Consider the following 15,883-nt stretch of genomic DNA (forward strand, 5'->3'; position numbering starts at 1 on the left):
CGCTCCAGCAGCTTAGTCGTGATGGAAGTAAAAGAGATTTCCGTCCAGATCCTTCACCGTGAACTGGCGCAGTCCCCAGGGTTTTCTTTCCAGAGGATCCACGATGTTCGCGCCTAACGCGGTTAATTCCTGGAACGAGGCATCGACGTCTTCAGCGAATACCCAGTGAACGGTGGGTTCGAATGGCGGTTCTCTTTTGCGAAAGAATATTGCCACGTTATCGCGTGAGACTGCGCCAATCTCTTTGTCGGGGTAAAGCCACCCGATCTGAAAGCCGAGTGCGTCTCTGTAGTGCTGCTGTGCCCGTTCGACATCGGCGACGGGCAGCTCCGGCACTGGATGACCAATCGAGTTCGTCTTCTCTTTTGCGCCCATGGAAGCTCTCCTTGCACTCCTTTATGGACCAAGACCGATTTGGCGTCAAATTGGGAGAGTGCATCAGCGTTGGAGGAGGGCTTCGACGCGGTGAAGGTCTTCTTCGGTGTCGACTCCGATGGTGTCGTGTTCGGTGGGCTCGACGTGGATGGGGATGTTGTTTTCGAGGAAGCGGAGTTGTTCGAGGCGCTCGGTTTGTTCGAGGAGGCTGGGGGGTAGGGTGGGGAAGCGCTCGAGGATGGCTTTGCGGTAGGCGTAGAGGCCGATGTGCTTCCAGTATTGGGGGGATAGGCCGTCGCGATCATAAGGGATGGTGGATCGGGAGAAGTAGAGGGCGCAGCCGTCGGTGGCGGTGACTACCTTTACGGCGTTGGGGTTGATGATGTTTTCGGGCGTGCAGAGGACTTTGAGGGTGGAGACTACGACGTGCTGCTGGGTGAAGGGGCGGAGGAGGGCGGTGAGGTGCTCGGGTTTGAGCAGGGGTTCGTCGCCCTGGATGTTGACGTAGATGTCGGCGTGGTGGTGGCGGGCGACGGCGTGGACGCGGTCGGTGCCGCTGGGGAGGTCGGGCGAGGTGAGCTGGACGGGCCATTGATTGCGGTGGCAGAGCTCGGCGACCTCGTCGGAGTCGGTGGCGATGAGGACGCGGTCGAGCTGGGGGCAGGCGCTGGCGGCATCGTAGACCCAGGCGAGCATGGGGCGTCCGGCGATGGTACGGAGGACTTTGCGTGGGAGGCGCGTGGAGGCTAGGCGGGCGGGGATTACGCCGAGGATGGTCGGCTTCACCTCGCTGCCGGTCGGCTTTTCGCTGTGGCCGGAATCAAGTATGATTGGAGATGGCTGTGCCGTGGCGATCGTTCTCTCTGACTACAGAGATGTTTGTGCCGGCATACCCCTTGAACACATGGCGGTGTAGCTCAGATGGTTAGAGCGACGGACTCATAACCCGTAGGTCGGCAGTTCGATTCTGCCCACCGCCACCAAAGTGTTATAGCGACTGCAGGCGCACTCTCTATGGATCGAGAGTATCATTTTGTCTATGTAGTATCGCCTGCGGGGAGCTTTTGCCTGCGGGATGCGTCTAACCGGTATTGTGCCGGGAACACCCCTTTTGGAGTCGCACTGAACTATGCCTAAGATCTCGAAGATTCTATTGCTTGCTGTTTCGGTTGTTCTTGTGGTCACCGTGTTTTTAGGGGTGAACTCAAACCCAGTGAGCGCTGCGAGTGAGCCGCAGGATGGTGCTTATCGGCAGATCAATGTGTATAGCGAAGTGCTGCGGCATATTCAGACGGACTATGTGGAAGAGCCGAACATCAATGCGGTGACCAATGGCGCGCTGCGTGGGCTGCTCGAGTCGCTCGATGCGGACTCGAGCTATCTGACGCCCGAGGACTATAAGGCGTTCAAGGAAGACAAGGGCGGCAAGGCGCAGGTAGGGATCAATGTTTCGAAGCGGTTTGGATACGCGACCGTGGTTTCGGTGGTGCCGGGAAGCCCGGCGGACAAGGCGAATCTGACTGACGGCGATATTATCGAGGCGATTGGGCCGCAGGATACGCGGGATATCTCGCTGGCTATGATTCAGCTGTTGCTGGAGGGCCAGCCGGGGAGCGAGTTGACGGTGTCGGTAGTGCGGCCGCGGAAGGCTGCGCCGGACAAGATTGTAATGACGCGGGTTTCGACACCGCCACCGCCGGTCGCGGAGACGATGTATGAGAACGCGTCGATTCTTTATTTGAAGCCCGGGGTGCTGGATCACGATCACGTACAGCAGATCGAAACCAAGCTGAAGGCTATGTCGAAGGCGGGGAATAAGAAGATTCTGCTGGATCTGCGAGACGTTGCTGCGGGCGATATGGCGGAGGCGACGCGGTTGGCGAACTTCTTCCTGAAGGACGGCACGATTGCGATGCTGGAGGGGCAGAAGGTCGCCAAGCAGACGTTTACGGCGGAGGCCTCGAAGGCGATCAATCCGACGGCGCCAGTGGTGGTGCTGGTGAATCGTGGGACGGCGGGGCCGGCAGAGCTGGTGGCTGCGGCGCTGCTCGATAACAAGCGGGCGGACCTGGTGGGGGAGAAGACGTTCGGTGAAGGAGCTCAGCAGAAGACGTTTGAGCTGCCGGATGGAGCGGCGCTGATTCTGTCGATCGCGAAGTACGAGTCGCCTTCGGGGAAGAAGCTGCAGGATGACGGCGTGACGCCGGGTGTGCTGGTGGCTTCGAACACCGAAGAGGCTGTGGCCGAAGAGGATACGGCTACTCCGTCGGAGAAGCAGCAGCAGACACCACTGCAGAAGCCTGCTGTGACGGTGGATGAACAGCTGACGAAGGCGCTTGATCTGCTGAAGAGCAAGGCTGCTTAGGCCTCTTTTGGGGCGCTGCGACTACGACTTTTTGGGTGGATGACGGCGTGTGGGACCATGCTAAGGTGAAGATGCGTGCAGATCCTACACAGCCGCGATCCGAAGACTCCGGCGCCTGAGGAAGTTCCTGACTGGCAACGAGCGCTTCGTCGTGCCACGTTGAATGGACCCGATTATCCGAGTCGCCGTATTGCGAGGCGGGTGGCATTTTATGTGCTGCTGGGGCTGTCGGCTGTCTTCGGCGCGCTTTGCGGGCTGATGGTGGTGTACTCGATCGATCTGCCGCAGATGGATGATCTGGCGCGCTATCACCCCAACACCACGACTGAGCTGCTGGATGTTCATGGGAAGGCGTTCGGCTCCTTTGCGCTGGAGCGTCGCGTGGTATTGCCGTATGCGGAGTTTCCGCCTGTTCTGCGAGAGGCGATCATCTCGATTGAAGACAAGAGTTTTGAGAGCAACTGGGGTGTGAACCTGGTGCGGGCTGTGGGGGCCGCGTACCGGGATCTGCATTCGAGCGGGAAGGCGCAGGGTGCGTCGACGCTGACGATGCAGCTGGCACGCAATCTTTTTCTCTCGTCGGAGAAGACGTATGGCCGCAAATTGCAAGAGGTATTTCTCTCGATGCAGATTGAGCGGCGATTTACGAAGCAGCAGATCTTCGAGTTGTATGCCAACCAGATTTACCTGGGGCATGGGACCTATGGGTTCGAGGCGGGGTCAGAGTTTTTCTTCAGCAAGCATGTCCGTGAACTGACGCTGCCGGAGGCCGCTCTGCTGGCTGCGTTGCCGAAGGGGCCGGAGGCCTATTCTCCGATCAAATATCCGGATCGTGCGATGAAGCGCAGGAATCTTGTGCTGAGCGAGATGCTAGCCGATGGCAAGATCACGAAGCGGCAGGCAGAGGCAGCGGAGACAGCGCCGCTAGGGCTGCACCTAGAGGCTCCGGCGAATAGCATTGCGCCGTATTTCGTGGAAGAGGTACGGAGGCAACTAGAGAAGCAGTACGGGGTGGAGCAGGTTCATGGTGCGGGGCTTCGCGTTTATACGACGCTTGATCTGGATCTGCAGCAGGTGGCGAATAAAGCGATCCTTGATGGCACCGCGACCTATGAGCGGCGACGCGGGTGGAAGGGAAAGTTGCCGAACGTGGTGCTCGATGGAGCGGATGTTGCGAGCTATCGTCATCCTGATTGGGCGCAGCCGATCGAGAAGGGCAGCTATGTTCATGGCGTGGTGACGACGGTCTCCGCGAAGAAGGTGACGGTAAAGCTCGGTGCGCAACAGGCAGAGCTGACGCCTGAAGACTGGAAATGGACGCAGAATCCCGACGGCGATAGCTTCCTGCGTTCGGGCGATGTTGTTTATGTGAAGGTCGAGAACGTCGCGGCAGATGGTACGCTGCGCGCGTCACTGCAGCAGGATTCGGGAGCGCAGGCTTCGATGATGGCACTGGATAACTCTACCGGCGAAGTGCTGGCGATGGTTGGGGGAAGAGACTTTGCGCTGTCGCAGTTCAATCGTGCGACCCAGGCGCAGCGGCAGGTAGGTTCGTCGTTCAAGCCGTATGTCTACACGACGGCGGTTGAGGCAGGCGCGAAGCCTACGGACATTATTGTGGATGGACCAACGACGTTTCCCACGCCGAATGGGCCTTATACGCCGCATAACTACGAGGCGGACTATAAGGGCGCGATGACCTTGCTGAATGCGTTTGCGGAGTCGAGAAATATTCCGGCGTTGAAGCTGGCGGACCGGTATGGAATTCGCAAGGTAATCGAGACAGCGCACAATTTTGGAATCACGAGCAATATTCCAGTGTTTCTTCCGGTTGCAATTGGTTCGGCTGATATTACGCTGGCCGAGCAGGTAAGCGCGTATAGCGTTTTCCCTAATGACGGCATTCGGATCGAGCCGCGATACATTCGCAAGGTGACGCAGGCGGATGGGTTGCCGCTGGATGCTACGCCAACGCAGGTATCCGAGGTGATATCGGTGGAGACTGCGCGCACGATGATGCAGTTTCTACAGGCGGTTGTGCGTCAGGGAACGGGGGCCTCGGCTTCGCAGTTGAAGCATCCTCTGGGTGGCAAAACGGGAACGACGAACGACTTTACGGATGCGTGGTTCATTGGATTTTCGCCGTCGATTACGTGTGGGACGTGGATTGGGTTTGACGACCGCGAGTCGCTGGGGGAGAAAGAGACTGGCGCACGAGCAGCGCTGCCGATGTGGATGGACTTCATGCGCGCGGCGATTGCGAATAAGCCGGATGAAGCGTTTCCGACTGCGGGAGCACCGAAGAAGAAGCTAGAGGTGCCGTTGAGTGGGGTGGCGGATGCGGCTAAGCCGGTAGTGCCCTTGGTACCGAAGCAGGCGGAGGATCCTGATGCGTCTCGCGGCGAGGGTTCCAAGCATATCGCCCTGACTGCTGCTGCGCCAGCGCCTGCAGAAGAGAGGCCTAGGGTGCCTGAAGCATCTCATTCTGTGCCGAGAGCGACTACTGTTCCGACGCGAACAACTCCGACGTTTGCTACGCCAGCGCCGGCGGAACAGAGACCAAAGGTGCCTGAAGCATCTCGTCCGGCGCCGCAGGCGGTTGCGGTTCCACCTCGTGCGGCTATGGGGCTGTCTCAGAAGCCTACGGACGAGCGGAGTGGAGTTTCGAACCCACCACCCGACATATATTGAAGTAACGTTTCGCCTTCGCGACGTCGCGGCCGATCTGTTCTTTGAGGGCTTCGGGATTGGGCCAGCGCATCTCAGCGCGTAGACGACGCAGGAACGTCAGGGTGAGTGGTGTGTCTTCGTTGAGATCGATGGGATGGAAGTTGAGCAAGTGCGACTCGACGGTGAAAGAGTCGGCGCCGAATGTGGGGCGATTGCCTACGTTGGTCACGGCGTCGAAGGTCTCGCTTGAGGCGCCCTCACCTACGGTGAGTGTGGTGATGTAGACGCCGTTTGCGGGAAGCAGCTCGGTGTATGGAGCGAGATTGATGGTGGGGACGGTGTAGCGTGTGCCGTAGCCGCGGCCCGATGCGGGTGTGCTGCAGATGGCGAAGCTGCGGCCGAGCAGAGCACGAACATGATTCATGTCGCCCTCCGCGATTATCTGGCGGACACGACTTGATGAGATGGTCTCTCCGCGCAGGTGACGAGGTGCGTAGACGCGCACTCCAAAGCCGAGTTCGCGGCCCAGAGCTTCGAGGCTTTCGACGCCTGCCTCGGCCTGATAGCCGAAGCGGAAGTTTTCACCTTCGTGCAGCTGGGTGACGTGCAAGGTGTGCGCGAGGACTTCGGTGGCGAAGGTACGTGCGGTCATGCGGGAGAGCTCATAAGTGAAGGGAATCACAAGGACTGCGTCGACGCCTGTGGCTGCGAGCAGCTGCAGTTTTTGCGGGAGGGGTGTGATGAGAGGCTGAATCGAATCGGGCCGCACGACTCGTGCAGGATGCGGATCGAAGGTAATGGCTACTGAGCGGATGCCGAGAGAGCGTGCCTGCGCTACCACTTCGGCGATAACCCACTGATGCCCGCAATGGACGCCGTCGAAGTTGCCGATGGTGGCAATGGATGGTCCGAAGTCCGATGGCACGTCTGCGAGTTGGCGGAATATCTGCATCAGGCGATCTCGAAGGTGATCTTGAGTCCGTCGTAGGCGAGGCGGATGTGGGGCGGGAGTTCGGCTTCGGTGGTGCTGTGATCGAGTTCGTGGCTCATGTGGGTGAAGAAGGCGCGGCGAGGCTTCAATTGTTCGACGAGTGCGACTGATTTGTCGAGATGCGAGTGGCTGGGATGTGGGTCACGTCGAAGCGCGTCGAGAATGAGGACGTCGAGATCCTTCAACAGCGGGATGCTCTCTTCGGGGATGTCGCTCATGTCGGTGAGGTAGGCTGCATTGCCGAAGCGGTAGCCGGTGATCTGCTCGCGGCCGTGGGTGACGGGGACTCTGCGAAAACATGCTCCGAAGAGATCGAAGCCTGAGCCGGGAGTCGGGTCGATGCGATGGACTTCGACGCGAGCGCTGGTGGGATAGCGGTCTTCTTTGCGAAAGGTGTACTCGAAGATGCGCTCCAGCGTTTTTGCGGTGGGGTCGTCCGCGTAGATAGGCAGGTGATGGTTATGACGGAAGCTGAGGGGGCGGAGGTCGTCGAAGCCGAGGACGTGGTCGGCGTGGCCGTGGGTGTAGAGGACTGCGTCGACACGGCGAATGCTTTCGCGGATGGCCTGCGCGTGGAAGTCGGGGCCTGTGTCGACGAGAACGGTGTGGTTGTTGTAGTCGAGTCGGATGGATGGACGGGTGCGGCGATTGCGGGGGTCTCCGTCGGGAGAGACGGCGGAGGTGCAGACGGCGCAGTCGCAGCCAAGGGTCGGCACCCCCATGGAGGTGCCGGTGCCGAGGAAGGTGAGGGTTGCCTCCATCGTTAGCGGACGATGCTGGGGCCGCCGATGGGGCCGGGACGACCTGCGCCGCCGGGTGCCTTGGAAGCTGCGGATCGGGCTAGCGCCTGCGTGACTTCAAGGAAGGCCATGCGGAGCTCGAATAACGCGCTCTCGAGCAGACGGGACTCTTCGGTGGAGAGATTGCCTTTGGTCTTCTCTTCGAGGACCGAGAGCATGTCGATGCTCTGGCGGGCTCCGAGGATGTCAACCTGAGGCTGTTGGCCTTCCTGCGTGGTGCCGCCGAGCTGCATGATTGAGGTCATGTAAACGGACTGGACGAGTTGATCGAAGCTCATCGCGGGCGGATGGTCCAGGCCGGGGTTGGCGGAGCGGATGGCGGTGTCGAGGCGATCTGCCGTCATCTCGTAGGCGCGCTTTGCCTGATCGGTTTGCTCGGCGGTTAGAGCTGGCGGGAGTTCTGGTTCTGCGGGTGCGTCAGGGGAAGCGGCTTGAGGCGGTGTTGCTGGTGCGGGTTCGGAAGACGTGACCACGCGCTCTTCTTTTTCTGGCGAAGGATCGGCGTCGGGGCGCAACTCACCGTCCATGGTGAATTTGCGGCGGTCGGTGACAACGAAGGGCTTGTTCTGTTCAGGCATGATCACACTCTTTCAGAAGGTTCAGATGCGGCCTGTGTTGCGGAGGCTGCAGAGAGAGAAAAGGGAAGCACAACGGGGCTTACGACTCCGCCGGGGTAGTTGATGGGAAGACCGCGGTCCAAGGCTTCGCGGCGGACGTAGCCCAGCCCGAGATGAACGGGGTGGGGCTCGCCGGGTAGGGGGATGGCGGCGATACTGGTCAACTCGCCCACTTGCTTGCCGTCCGCTGCGAGGGACGCTCCGGTGGCGGGGAGGTCACCGTCTAGACGGAAGCCGGTGAAGGTGCGGTGGACGTTGCCGCGGGAACGGATTCGTTCGACGATTTCCTGGCCGAGGTAGCAGCCTTTGGCAAAGTGCAGGGCGCGAGTTTGGTTGGTCTCCTGCGGGAGTTCGCGGTCGCGGATGTCGGTTCCGATTCGGGGAGTTCCTTCGAGGATGCGGAGCCACTCGAGGCTTTGATCTTCGCAGACGATCGCGCCGGCGGCTTGCAGCGCACGGGAGAGGGATGCAGTGGTCGCCTTGTCAGCCCAGAGCTCGTATCGCGGCACGAAAGGGCTGTATGCGTGAATGAGAGCCACTTCGCCGTTGTTCCAGGGGATTGTGCGGGTGGAAAGGGTATCGAGATCATCGGCTGCGAGGCCGATCTGATGCAGGAGCGCGGCTGCTTTTGGACCGACTACCTGTAGACCGGAGCGTGTGTTGCTGACGTCTGCGAGCTCGACATCGTCCATGATGATGAAGCGATCGAGGAGGGTGATTAAGCCCGCGAGCTGATCGGAGCTTGTCTCCATGAGTAGATCTTCATGGCTGGCGAAGATAGTGGCGTCGCCCTGGATACGGCCCTGAACGCTGAGGAAGAAGTTGTAGGTGCCCTGACCGGGTTGCAAGTCCTGGATCGAGTTGGTGACCATGCCGTTCAACCACCGAACGCGGTCTTCTCCGGTGACCCGAATCCAGCCGATGTTGTGGAGGTGAGACAGGCCAACGTTCTGCAGGAGTGCGGCGAGCTGCGGGGCCGAGCCCAGGGTTGGCGAAGCGGCGATGTCGGATTGTGCTGGCGAACTCATGGAGGAACGATGCATAAAACTTGCGTACACTTGATTATAGCGGTGGATCGAGAGGGTTATGTTGCGGGGTGTGCTTTGTGGCGGGAGCCGGAGTTCGATGGGGTTGGTCGCGGGCGTTGCGCTGTTGTCGGTCAGTTTTATAGCTTACGGGGCGCAGACGGCGACTCCCAGTGCACCTCAGAGTAACGCACCTGCCGCAAACCAACAGCCTATGACGAAGCAGCAGGCGAAAGAGCTTTTTCGCTCGGTGGATGAGATTCTTGGCTTCGTCAGTAGCGATACCAAATTGCCGATTGAACATGCCGTGAAGCGCAGACTCATCTCACGGGATCAGGTGAATCGTTACCTGAAAGAGAAGTTCGATGAGGATGAAGGCGCCAAACGCATGGAGCGATCGGAGATTGTGCTCAAGAAATTTGGGCTGCTGGATCGCGACTTTCATCTTCGAACGTTTTTGCTGTCTTTGCTGACTGAGCAGATCGCTGGTTTTTATGACAACAAGACGAAGACAGTAAACCTGCTGGACTGGATCGAGCCCGACGAGCAAAAGCCCGTGCTGGCGCATGAACTGACGCATGCACTGCAAGATCAGAAGATCGATCTGACGAAGTGGTCTGACGTGAGTCTGGAAAATACCGCCCACAATGTGCAGGAAGATAATCATCACCTGCAGGTGGATGAGGCTGACACCGCGCGCACCGCAGTGGCGGAGGGACAGGCGATGGCCGTTTTCATCGACTACACGCTGCGATCTTCGGGCAAGACGATCGCCGACGCGCCGGATCTTGCGGACCGGCTGAAGGAGCAGGTGACGGATACTGGCGGCTCGCCAGTGATGGCGCGGGCGCCGCTGCTGCTGCAGGAGTCTCTGCTATTTCCATATAGCGAGGGTTTGAGCTTTGAGCAGGCGATTCTTGTGAAAGCGGGCAAGGAGGCGGCTTTCGGTGGTGTGCTTGCGAATCCGCCATCCTCAAGCTTCGAGATTATGCATCCGGACGCCTACATGGCTCACGCACCGGTGCCGGTGATTAGATTGCCGGATATTCATCCGCTGATCGATCCGGAGTACACGCCGTACGACATTGGCGTGATGGGGGAGCTCGACGTTCGCATCCTTGCCGAGCTGTTCGGTGGGAGAGAGATCGCAAAGGCACTGACGCCGGAGTGGAATGGCGGAGTGTACTATGCGGCGCAACGCAAGTCGGCGGTGACCGAGACGGAAAAAGAGTCGACGGCCTCTATCGGGCTGCTGTATTACTCGCGCTGGAAGAATACGGACTCGGCGCGATCCTTCCTGCGTGTCTACGCGGCACAGATTCCGAGGAAGTATTCCAACGTCGCGGAGCGGAAGAAGGATGAGACTGATGATACCGAGCTTGTTTATTCCACGAATGAGGGAGATGTTTTGATCTCGCGGGTAGGAGATGGGGTATTTATCGGTGAGGGTTTCAACCTTGCGTTAGCGCGAAAGCTGCGCGACACAATCGTGAGCATGCAGCCAGAGGGGCCGATGCAGCAGGCTGGCGCGCCAATGTTGGAGCCGGCTTTTTCGATGTCACACATTCTGGCGTCGTTTGGTGCGGTGAGTGAAAGCAGCCTGCAACGTTATACTTTCAGAGGGGCGAAGTAACCGCCGGACGACGTTCGCAAAGGGAGCAACAGTATTTTGAAGAAGGCAGAGATTGGAATTATCGGGGGCAGCGGTCTGTACGGTATGCCTGGACTTACAAATGTGCGTGAGGAGCGCGTGACGACTCCATTCGGCGAGCCGTCCGATGCATTTGTGTTGGGTGAACTTGAAGGCCGCAATGTCGCGTTTCTTGCTCGGCATGGGCGTGGCCATCGTATTCTGCCAAGCGAGTTGAACTTCCGCGCGAACATCTTCGCGATGAAGATGCTTGGCGTCGATAGCATTCTTTCGGTCTCGGCGGTGGGCTCGTTGAAAGAGGAGCACAAGCCGACGGACTTTGTGATTCCAGATCAGTTTATCGACCGCACCTTTGCGAGAGCCTCTACGTTTTTCGGCGACGGCATCGTCGCTCACGTCGCGTTCGGCGATCCGGTCTGCGCGCCTCTTGCCAAGGTGCTGAAACAGGCTTGCAATACTGTTGGCGTGGTAGGCAAGCTCGGTGGGACTTATGTATGTATGGAAGGGCCGCAGTTCTCTACGCGAGCCGAATCAAATCTTTATCGGAGCTGGGGTGCGGACGTGATTGGGATGACCAATCTGCAGGAGGCAAAGCTGGCTCGCGAGGCCGAGCTTTGCTACGCAACCGTGGCGATGGTCACAGATTACGATTGCTGGCGTGAAGGCCACGATGATGTCACCGTGGATCAGATTGTGGCAGTGATGCATCAGAACGCAGACAACGCATCAAAGGTGGTGCGAGCGGCCGTTGCGGCGATGCCGGCGGAGATGACTAAGGGCTGTGCCTGTGTCGATGCGTTGAAGTATGCCATCCTCACTGATCGGAAGGCTATTCCAGAAGAGACGAAGCAGAAGCTTTCGTTGCTGATTGATAAATATCTCTGAGTCGTATCGTTTTCGTGCTCAGCATTTATGTAGCAAGAACAGTTACTAATTAAAAAGTGATCCATAAGGAGTCTATGTCAATTCTCGTTGTAGGTTCGGTGGCATTCGATAACATTGAAAGTCCTCACGGTGCCGTGAAGGATTGCCTGGGCGGCGCGGCGACACATTTCTCACTTGCTGCGAGCTACTTTACCCAGGTACGCGTCATTGGTGTGGTTGGGAATGACTTCACCGCTGAACATGAGGCGATCTTTACGCGTCGCGGCATCGATACCAAGGGGATCGAGCGCTCTGAGGGGCTTAGCTTTCACTGGACCGGCTCCTACTCGGGCAATATGGATGAAGCTAAGACCCTCGGTACCGACCTGAACGTTTTCGAGACTTTCGAGCCGAAGATTCCGGATGCGTATAAAGACAGCGAGTACCTTTTTCTGGCAAATATTGATCCCGTCTTGCAGGCCCGTGTGCGTAGCCAGATGCCGAAGGTTCGCATGGTGTGCGGCGACACGATGAATTATTGGATTGCCGATCATTCGGCGAATCTTGCCAAGGTGCTGCGCGAGTTGGATGTACTGCTGATCAACGATGGCGAGGCGCGCATGCTGGCCGGCGAACGCAATTTGGTTGTTGCCGCCAATAAGGTACTCGCGATGGGGCCGAAGACCCTCATCGTCAAACATGGCGAGTACGGTGCGACTGCTTTCTTCAGTGACCGTTCGTTTCCAGGTGGCGGCAAGGCGTTGCGTCCGTTCCGGGCACCTGCGCTTCCGCTCGCAGAGGTTGTCGATCCAACGGGCGCTGGCGATTCTTTCGCTGGCGGCTTCTATGGATACCTCGCATCGCAGCCTGCGTTAACTCCGGCGGTTTTTCGTACTGCGATGTTTTATGGCGGGGTGATGGGTTCGTTTGCCGTGGAGCGTTTTGGAACCGAGCGTCTGCAGAATGTCTCTCGCGAAGAGATCGATGAACGATTCAAGCTCTTTTTGGAGATCTCGCACCTTGAACATGCGGGCGTCTAAATCGTCTCGAACTTCTCGGCCCGGCCGATCGGCGGCATCTGGCTCCGCAGGACGTGTCGCTGATTCTGGCTCGGTGAAGTTGGACCCCGAAGCGGTAACACCGGCGACGCGGCAGGAGACGTTTCCTGTCGCGTTAGCTGCTGTGCTGTTGTCTTTCATCGCTTTGCTTCTGTCTTATTCGCACGGCTATTTGCTGTTGTCCGGCGATGCGGTCGCGCATCTTGGAATCGCAAGACGCATTCTGGATTCACACAATCCTGGGCTGGTCCAACTTGGCGGAGTGTGGTTGCCGCTGCCGCATCTTCTGATGCTGCCATTTGTGCAGAAGATGGAGTGGTGGCAGAACGGGCTTGCAGGGGCATGGCCTTCGCTGATCTGCTACATCGCCAGCGTAGCGGGTGTCTATCGGCTTGCGCGTTGGATGGTGATTCCTCGCTGGGCGCTTGCTGCAACGGCTCTTTACGCACTGAATCCCAACCTCCTTTATCTCTCGACGACAGCGATGACGGAACCGCTGTTCTTGATGCTTCTGATCTGGACGACGCTGCTGACGGTCGAGTGTGTTGCCGCCATCAAGAGCTCTCGGCGGAGTGTGGTCAGCAGCCGTCTGCTTCTGCTCGGAATCTTCATTCTGGCTGCGGTGTTCACCCGATACGACGGCTGGATCCTGGGGGCGGCGGTTTGGTGTGTTGTTACTTTCTGTTTGGCGCGCGCGCGTGAGGTGTGGCGTAGTGTCGGTCCTTCGTTTGTCATTTTCACACTTCTAGTGATTGCCGGGCCGATTAGCTGGCTCGCTTACAATCAACATTTTTTTCATGACCCTCTGGACTTTATGCGTGGGCCTTATTCGGCGGCAGCCATCGAAAAGAAGACGATGCCACCCAATGGCCATCATCATCGCGGATGGCACAATCCCGCATGGGCATTGCTCTTTTACACTCGCACCGCACAGGTCGACGCAGCGTTTTGGGAGACGGGCTTTGTCTTGATGGGTGCTGCGGTGGGCGGATTGATTTTGATAATACGTCGACGCTTCGTTCTGTCGACGCTGTTGCTGTGGATGCCGCTGCCTTTTTATATCTACTCGGTTGCGTATGGCTCGGTGCCGATCTTCATTCCGCAGCTTTGGCCACACTCTTACTACAATTCACGTTATGGGATGGAGTTACTGCCTGCGCTTGCGGTCTTTGCGTTTCTGGCTGTGCAGTGGATTGAGCGGCGATGGAGTGAGACGCAGCCGATGGCCAAGAGACTGATGCAGCCAATCGCACTTTTGCTGATTGCGCTCAATACGGTGGGGATGATGTATCGCACGCCGCTGGTGCTGAAGGAGGCGCTGGTCAATTCGACGACTCGCGTCGGCTTTGAAACAGCGCTCGCTCGTCAATTGGGAGGGTTCCCGTACGGGTCGACGATCCTGATGTACAACTCCGATCACGTTGGGGCGCTTCAGGATGCTGGGATTCCTCTTCGGATGACAGTCAACGAAGGGGACAGCGACAGTTTTCGGGCTGCGCTGGCTGCGCCTGCCGAGCATGCTGTGTATGTTGTCGCGATTGCCGGGGATCCGGTGGCCGAGGCTGTTGCCGCGCATCCAGAAGGGCTTACTGAGATGACGATTCTGTGCACGACGGGTCAGCCTTGCGCCCGTATTTATAGATCCGATCGAGCGAATAGCGCTTTGCAGAAGTGAAAGCCGTCTGTTATCCGAGAAAGCCTTGAGGCACAATAGGAGCAAATGATTCCCTTCGTCAAAGCGCACGCCTGCGGCAATGATTTTCTGATCATCGAGGAGCCACTGGCGCAGCGTCGCCATGCCGACCTCGCTCGCAAACTCTGCGCACGGAACACCAGCGTTGGGGCAGATGGAATTGAATTTCTGGAGCGAAAGTCCGACGGCGAGTTTTTTCTGCGGCTCTTCAATGCGGATGGTAGCGAGGCAGAGCTTTCCGGCAACGGCACGCGCTGCGTGGCGGCGTGGCTGGCCAGCAGTGAAGGCAGAACGGATGTGGCGCTGGGGACTCATGGCGGACTGCGTACCTGTCATGTAATTGAGTCGAACGATCCGCTGTACCTGATCGAAAGCGAGATGGGTATTCCGCGTGTGATGCAGCGCACGATTGTGCTGCCGGGTGTTGGCGAGGTCCCCGGGGCGATGGTGAATGTTGGCAACCCTCACTTCGTTCTCTTTGTCGACAGTGATGACTTCAGTGCGCATGAGCTGAGCTGGCAGGAGCTTGGGGCGCAGATCAGCGTTAGTCCTCTTTTCCCACATGGGACAAACGTTGAGTTTGTTCGCGTTGTGTCGCCGTCTGAGATTGCGTTCCGTATCTTTGAGCGAGGATGCGGGCCCACTACCTCGTCCGGGACTGGGACCTGTGCTTCGTCTGCGGCGGCGATGGTACTGCGTGGCGCGGATCGTGCATTGACTGCGGTAGCTGAAGGTGGGCCACAGCGTACCGTGTGGCCTGCGAGCGGTGATGTGATGCGGCTGACGGGGCCGGCGGAGATAATCTGCCGAGGCGAGGTCTCTGCACTGTGACACCGCCACTCATCAAGCCTCGCGCATTGCGTCCGGGAGCGACTCTTGCGATTGTGTCACCTGCCAGTGCGACTAAGCCGGAGTTGGTCGAACGCGGCGTGGCGCATCTCCGGCGACTTGGGTACAAGACCGTGCTTGGATCGCATGCACTGGATAGTGGACCACTGTACTATGCGGGGAAGCTTGAAGATCGTCTGCAAGACTTTCATGCGGCATTCGCGAATCCTGAAGTTGATGGGGTCATTTGCACGCGTGGTGGCTGGGGTTCAGCGGAGTTGCTTCCTTATCTTGATGCAGCCCTGATTCATTCGAATCCCAAGCCGTTTATCGGATACAGCGACCACACCTCGCTTCATTGCTGGCTTCACAGGGAGGCTAATCTTGTTACTTTTTATGGTCCGATGGCGGCGGCCGATTTCTCGCGGGACGATGGCCCGGAGTTACCGAGTTGGCAGCATAGCCTGACAGGCGATACCGCGTGGTCGCTCAGGACAGCGGAGGGGCTTCGTGTTCTGCGGGCTGGGCGGGCGGAAGGGGTGGTGACGGGGGGATGTCTTTCCATCTTTGCGGAGGCGCTTGGCACGCCGTATGCGCCACGTATCGAGAAGGACAGCATCCTTTTTCTCGAAGACATTGGGACCAAGCCGTATCAATGGGATCGGATGCTGCTTCATCTTCGCTATGCGGGAATTCTTGAGAAAGTGACGGGAATTGTCTTTGGGGATATGGGGCAAAATGTGTCGCCTGAGGAGACTGAGTATCTCGAGCGAGCGATTCTTCACTCGCTTGGCCAGTTTGATGGCCCGATCGGTATAGGCCTGCGGTGTGGGCATGTGAGCACATACAACGTCACGCTGCCGCTCGGCGTGTCTGCGCGGCTGGATCTGACTGAGCCGAGGAATCCGCAGATGCACCTTCTCGAAGCAGCGGTGAGCGGTTAGGC

General features: G+C 58.5%; 14 protein-coding genes and 1 tRNA gene. 9 read left to right on the forward strand and 6 right to left on the reverse strand.

The features are described from left to right. Nucleotides 1-12 precede the first annotated feature (12 nt). Both HDF14_RS09540 and kdsB read right to left on the reverse strand, forming a co-directional pair. Nucleotides 13-375: a VOC family protein gene (locus HDF14_RS09540; protein ID WP_183975867.1), complete on the reverse strand. Its 363-nt coding sequence runs from the start codon at nucleotides 373-375 to the stop codon at nucleotides 13-15. Nucleotides 376-438: 63 nt separating this feature from the next. After that, nucleotides 439-1,161, reverse strand: a complete 723-nt coding sequence (gene kdsB, locus HDF14_RS09545) for a 3-deoxy-manno-octulosonate cytidylyltransferase (RefSeq protein WP_313899531.1) — start codon at nucleotides 1,159-1,161, stop codon at nucleotides 439-441. 120 nt (nucleotides 1,162-1,281) lie between these two features. Here kdsB and HDF14_RS09550 point away from each other — a divergent pair. From HDF14_RS09550 to HDF14_RS09560, 3 genes are all read left to right on the forward strand, one after another. Next, nucleotides 1,282-1,358 (forward strand) — tRNA-Met (locus HDF14_RS09550). A 146-nt stretch (nucleotides 1,359-1,504) separates the two neighbouring features. Next, nucleotides 1,505-2,740 carry a S41 family peptidase gene (locus HDF14_RS09555; RefSeq protein WP_183975869.1) on the forward strand — a complete coding sequence of 412 codons (1,236 nt, stop codon included), beginning with the start codon at nucleotides 1,505-1,507 and terminating at the stop codon, nucleotides 2,738-2,740. Nucleotides 2,741-2,815: 75 nt separating this feature from the next. After that, on the forward strand, nucleotides 2,816-5,431 hold the full coding sequence (locus HDF14_RS09560) for a penicillin-binding protein 1A (RefSeq protein ID WP_313899532.1): 2,616 nt from the start codon (nucleotides 2,816-2,818) through the stop codon (nucleotides 5,429-5,431). Here the strand turns inward: HDF14_RS09560 and ribF are convergent. The 4 genes from ribF to HDF14_RS09580 are packed head-to-tail and all read right to left on the reverse strand — an operon-like array spanning nucleotide 5,382 to nucleotide 8,846. Next, a complete protein-coding gene (gene ribF, locus HDF14_RS09565) occupies nucleotides 5,382-6,362 on the reverse strand; it encodes a riboflavin biosynthesis protein RibF (RefSeq protein ID WP_183975871.1) in 981 nt (326 codons plus the stop codon). The two genes, HDF14_RS09560 and ribF, sit on opposite strands and share 50 nt — an antisense overlap. Further along, nucleotides 6,362-7,162, reverse strand: coding sequence for an MBL fold metallo-hydrolase (locus HDF14_RS09570; RefSeq protein ID WP_183975873.1), 801 nt, complete (start codon nucleotides 7,160-7,162; stop codon nucleotides 6,362-6,364). Before HDF14_RS09570 ends, ribF begins: the two co-directional genes overlap by 1 nt. 2 nt (nucleotides 7,163-7,164) lie before the next feature. After that, nucleotides 7,165-7,779, reverse strand: coding sequence for a DUF1844 domain-containing protein (locus tag HDF14_RS09575; RefSeq protein ID WP_183975875.1), 615 nt, complete (start codon nucleotides 7,777-7,779; stop codon nucleotides 7,165-7,167). A gap of 2 nt (nucleotides 7,780-7,781) precedes the next feature. After that, entirely contained in the window at nucleotides 7,782-8,846 is a 1,065-nt protein-coding gene (locus tag HDF14_RS09580) for a YgfZ/GcvT domain-containing protein (protein ID WP_183975877.1), read from the reverse strand. A gap of 97 nt (nucleotides 8,847-8,943) precedes the next feature. Between HDF14_RS09580 and HDF14_RS09585 the strand changes: the two genes are divergently transcribed. The 6 genes from HDF14_RS09585 (at nucleotide 8,944) to HDF14_RS09610 (ending at nucleotide 15,881) form a co-directional block, all read left to right on the forward strand. Next, the gene (locus HDF14_RS09585; RefSeq protein ID WP_183975879.1) at nucleotides 8,944-10,476 is read left to right on the forward strand and encodes a hypothetical protein; all 1,533 of its coding nucleotides are present in this window, start codon (nucleotides 8,944-8,946) and stop codon (nucleotides 10,474-10,476) included. A 36-nt stretch (nucleotides 10,477-10,512) separates the two neighbouring features. After that, nucleotides 10,513-11,379: an S-methyl-5'-thioadenosine phosphorylase gene (mtnP, locus tag HDF14_RS09590; RefSeq protein WP_183975887.1), complete on the forward strand. Its 867-nt coding sequence runs from the start codon at nucleotides 10,513-10,515 to the stop codon at nucleotides 11,377-11,379. Nucleotides 11,380-11,453: 74 nt separating this feature from the next. Next, nucleotides 11,454-12,398: a PfkB family carbohydrate kinase gene (locus HDF14_RS09595; RefSeq protein WP_183975889.1), complete on the forward strand. Its 945-nt coding sequence runs from the start codon at nucleotides 11,454-11,456 to the stop codon at nucleotides 12,396-12,398. A 73-nt stretch (nucleotides 12,399-12,471) separates the two neighbouring features. Then, entirely contained in the window at nucleotides 12,472-14,091 is a 1,620-nt protein-coding gene (locus HDF14_RS09600) for a glycosyltransferase family 39 protein (protein WP_313899533.1), read from the forward strand. Between the two features lie 45 nt (nucleotides 14,092-14,136). Then, the gene (gene dapF / locus HDF14_RS09605) at nucleotides 14,137-14,940 is read left to right on the forward strand and encodes a diaminopimelate epimerase (protein ID WP_183975891.1); all 804 of its coding nucleotides are present in this window, start codon (nucleotides 14,137-14,139) and stop codon (nucleotides 14,938-14,940) included. After that, nucleotides 14,937-15,881, forward strand: a complete 945-nt coding sequence (locus HDF14_RS09610; protein WP_313899534.1) for a S66 peptidase family protein — start codon at nucleotides 14,937-14,939, stop codon at nucleotides 15,879-15,881. Before dapF ends, HDF14_RS09610 begins: the two co-directional genes overlap by 4 nt. The last annotated feature ends 2 nt before the right edge of the window (nucleotides 15,882-15,883 follow it).

Origin of the sequence: Tunturiibacter gelidiferens (genome assembly GCF_014201335.1) — a bacterium.
GTDB lineage: Bacteria > Acidobacteriota > Terriglobia > Terriglobales > Acidobacteriaceae > Edaphobacter > Edaphobacter lichenicola_E.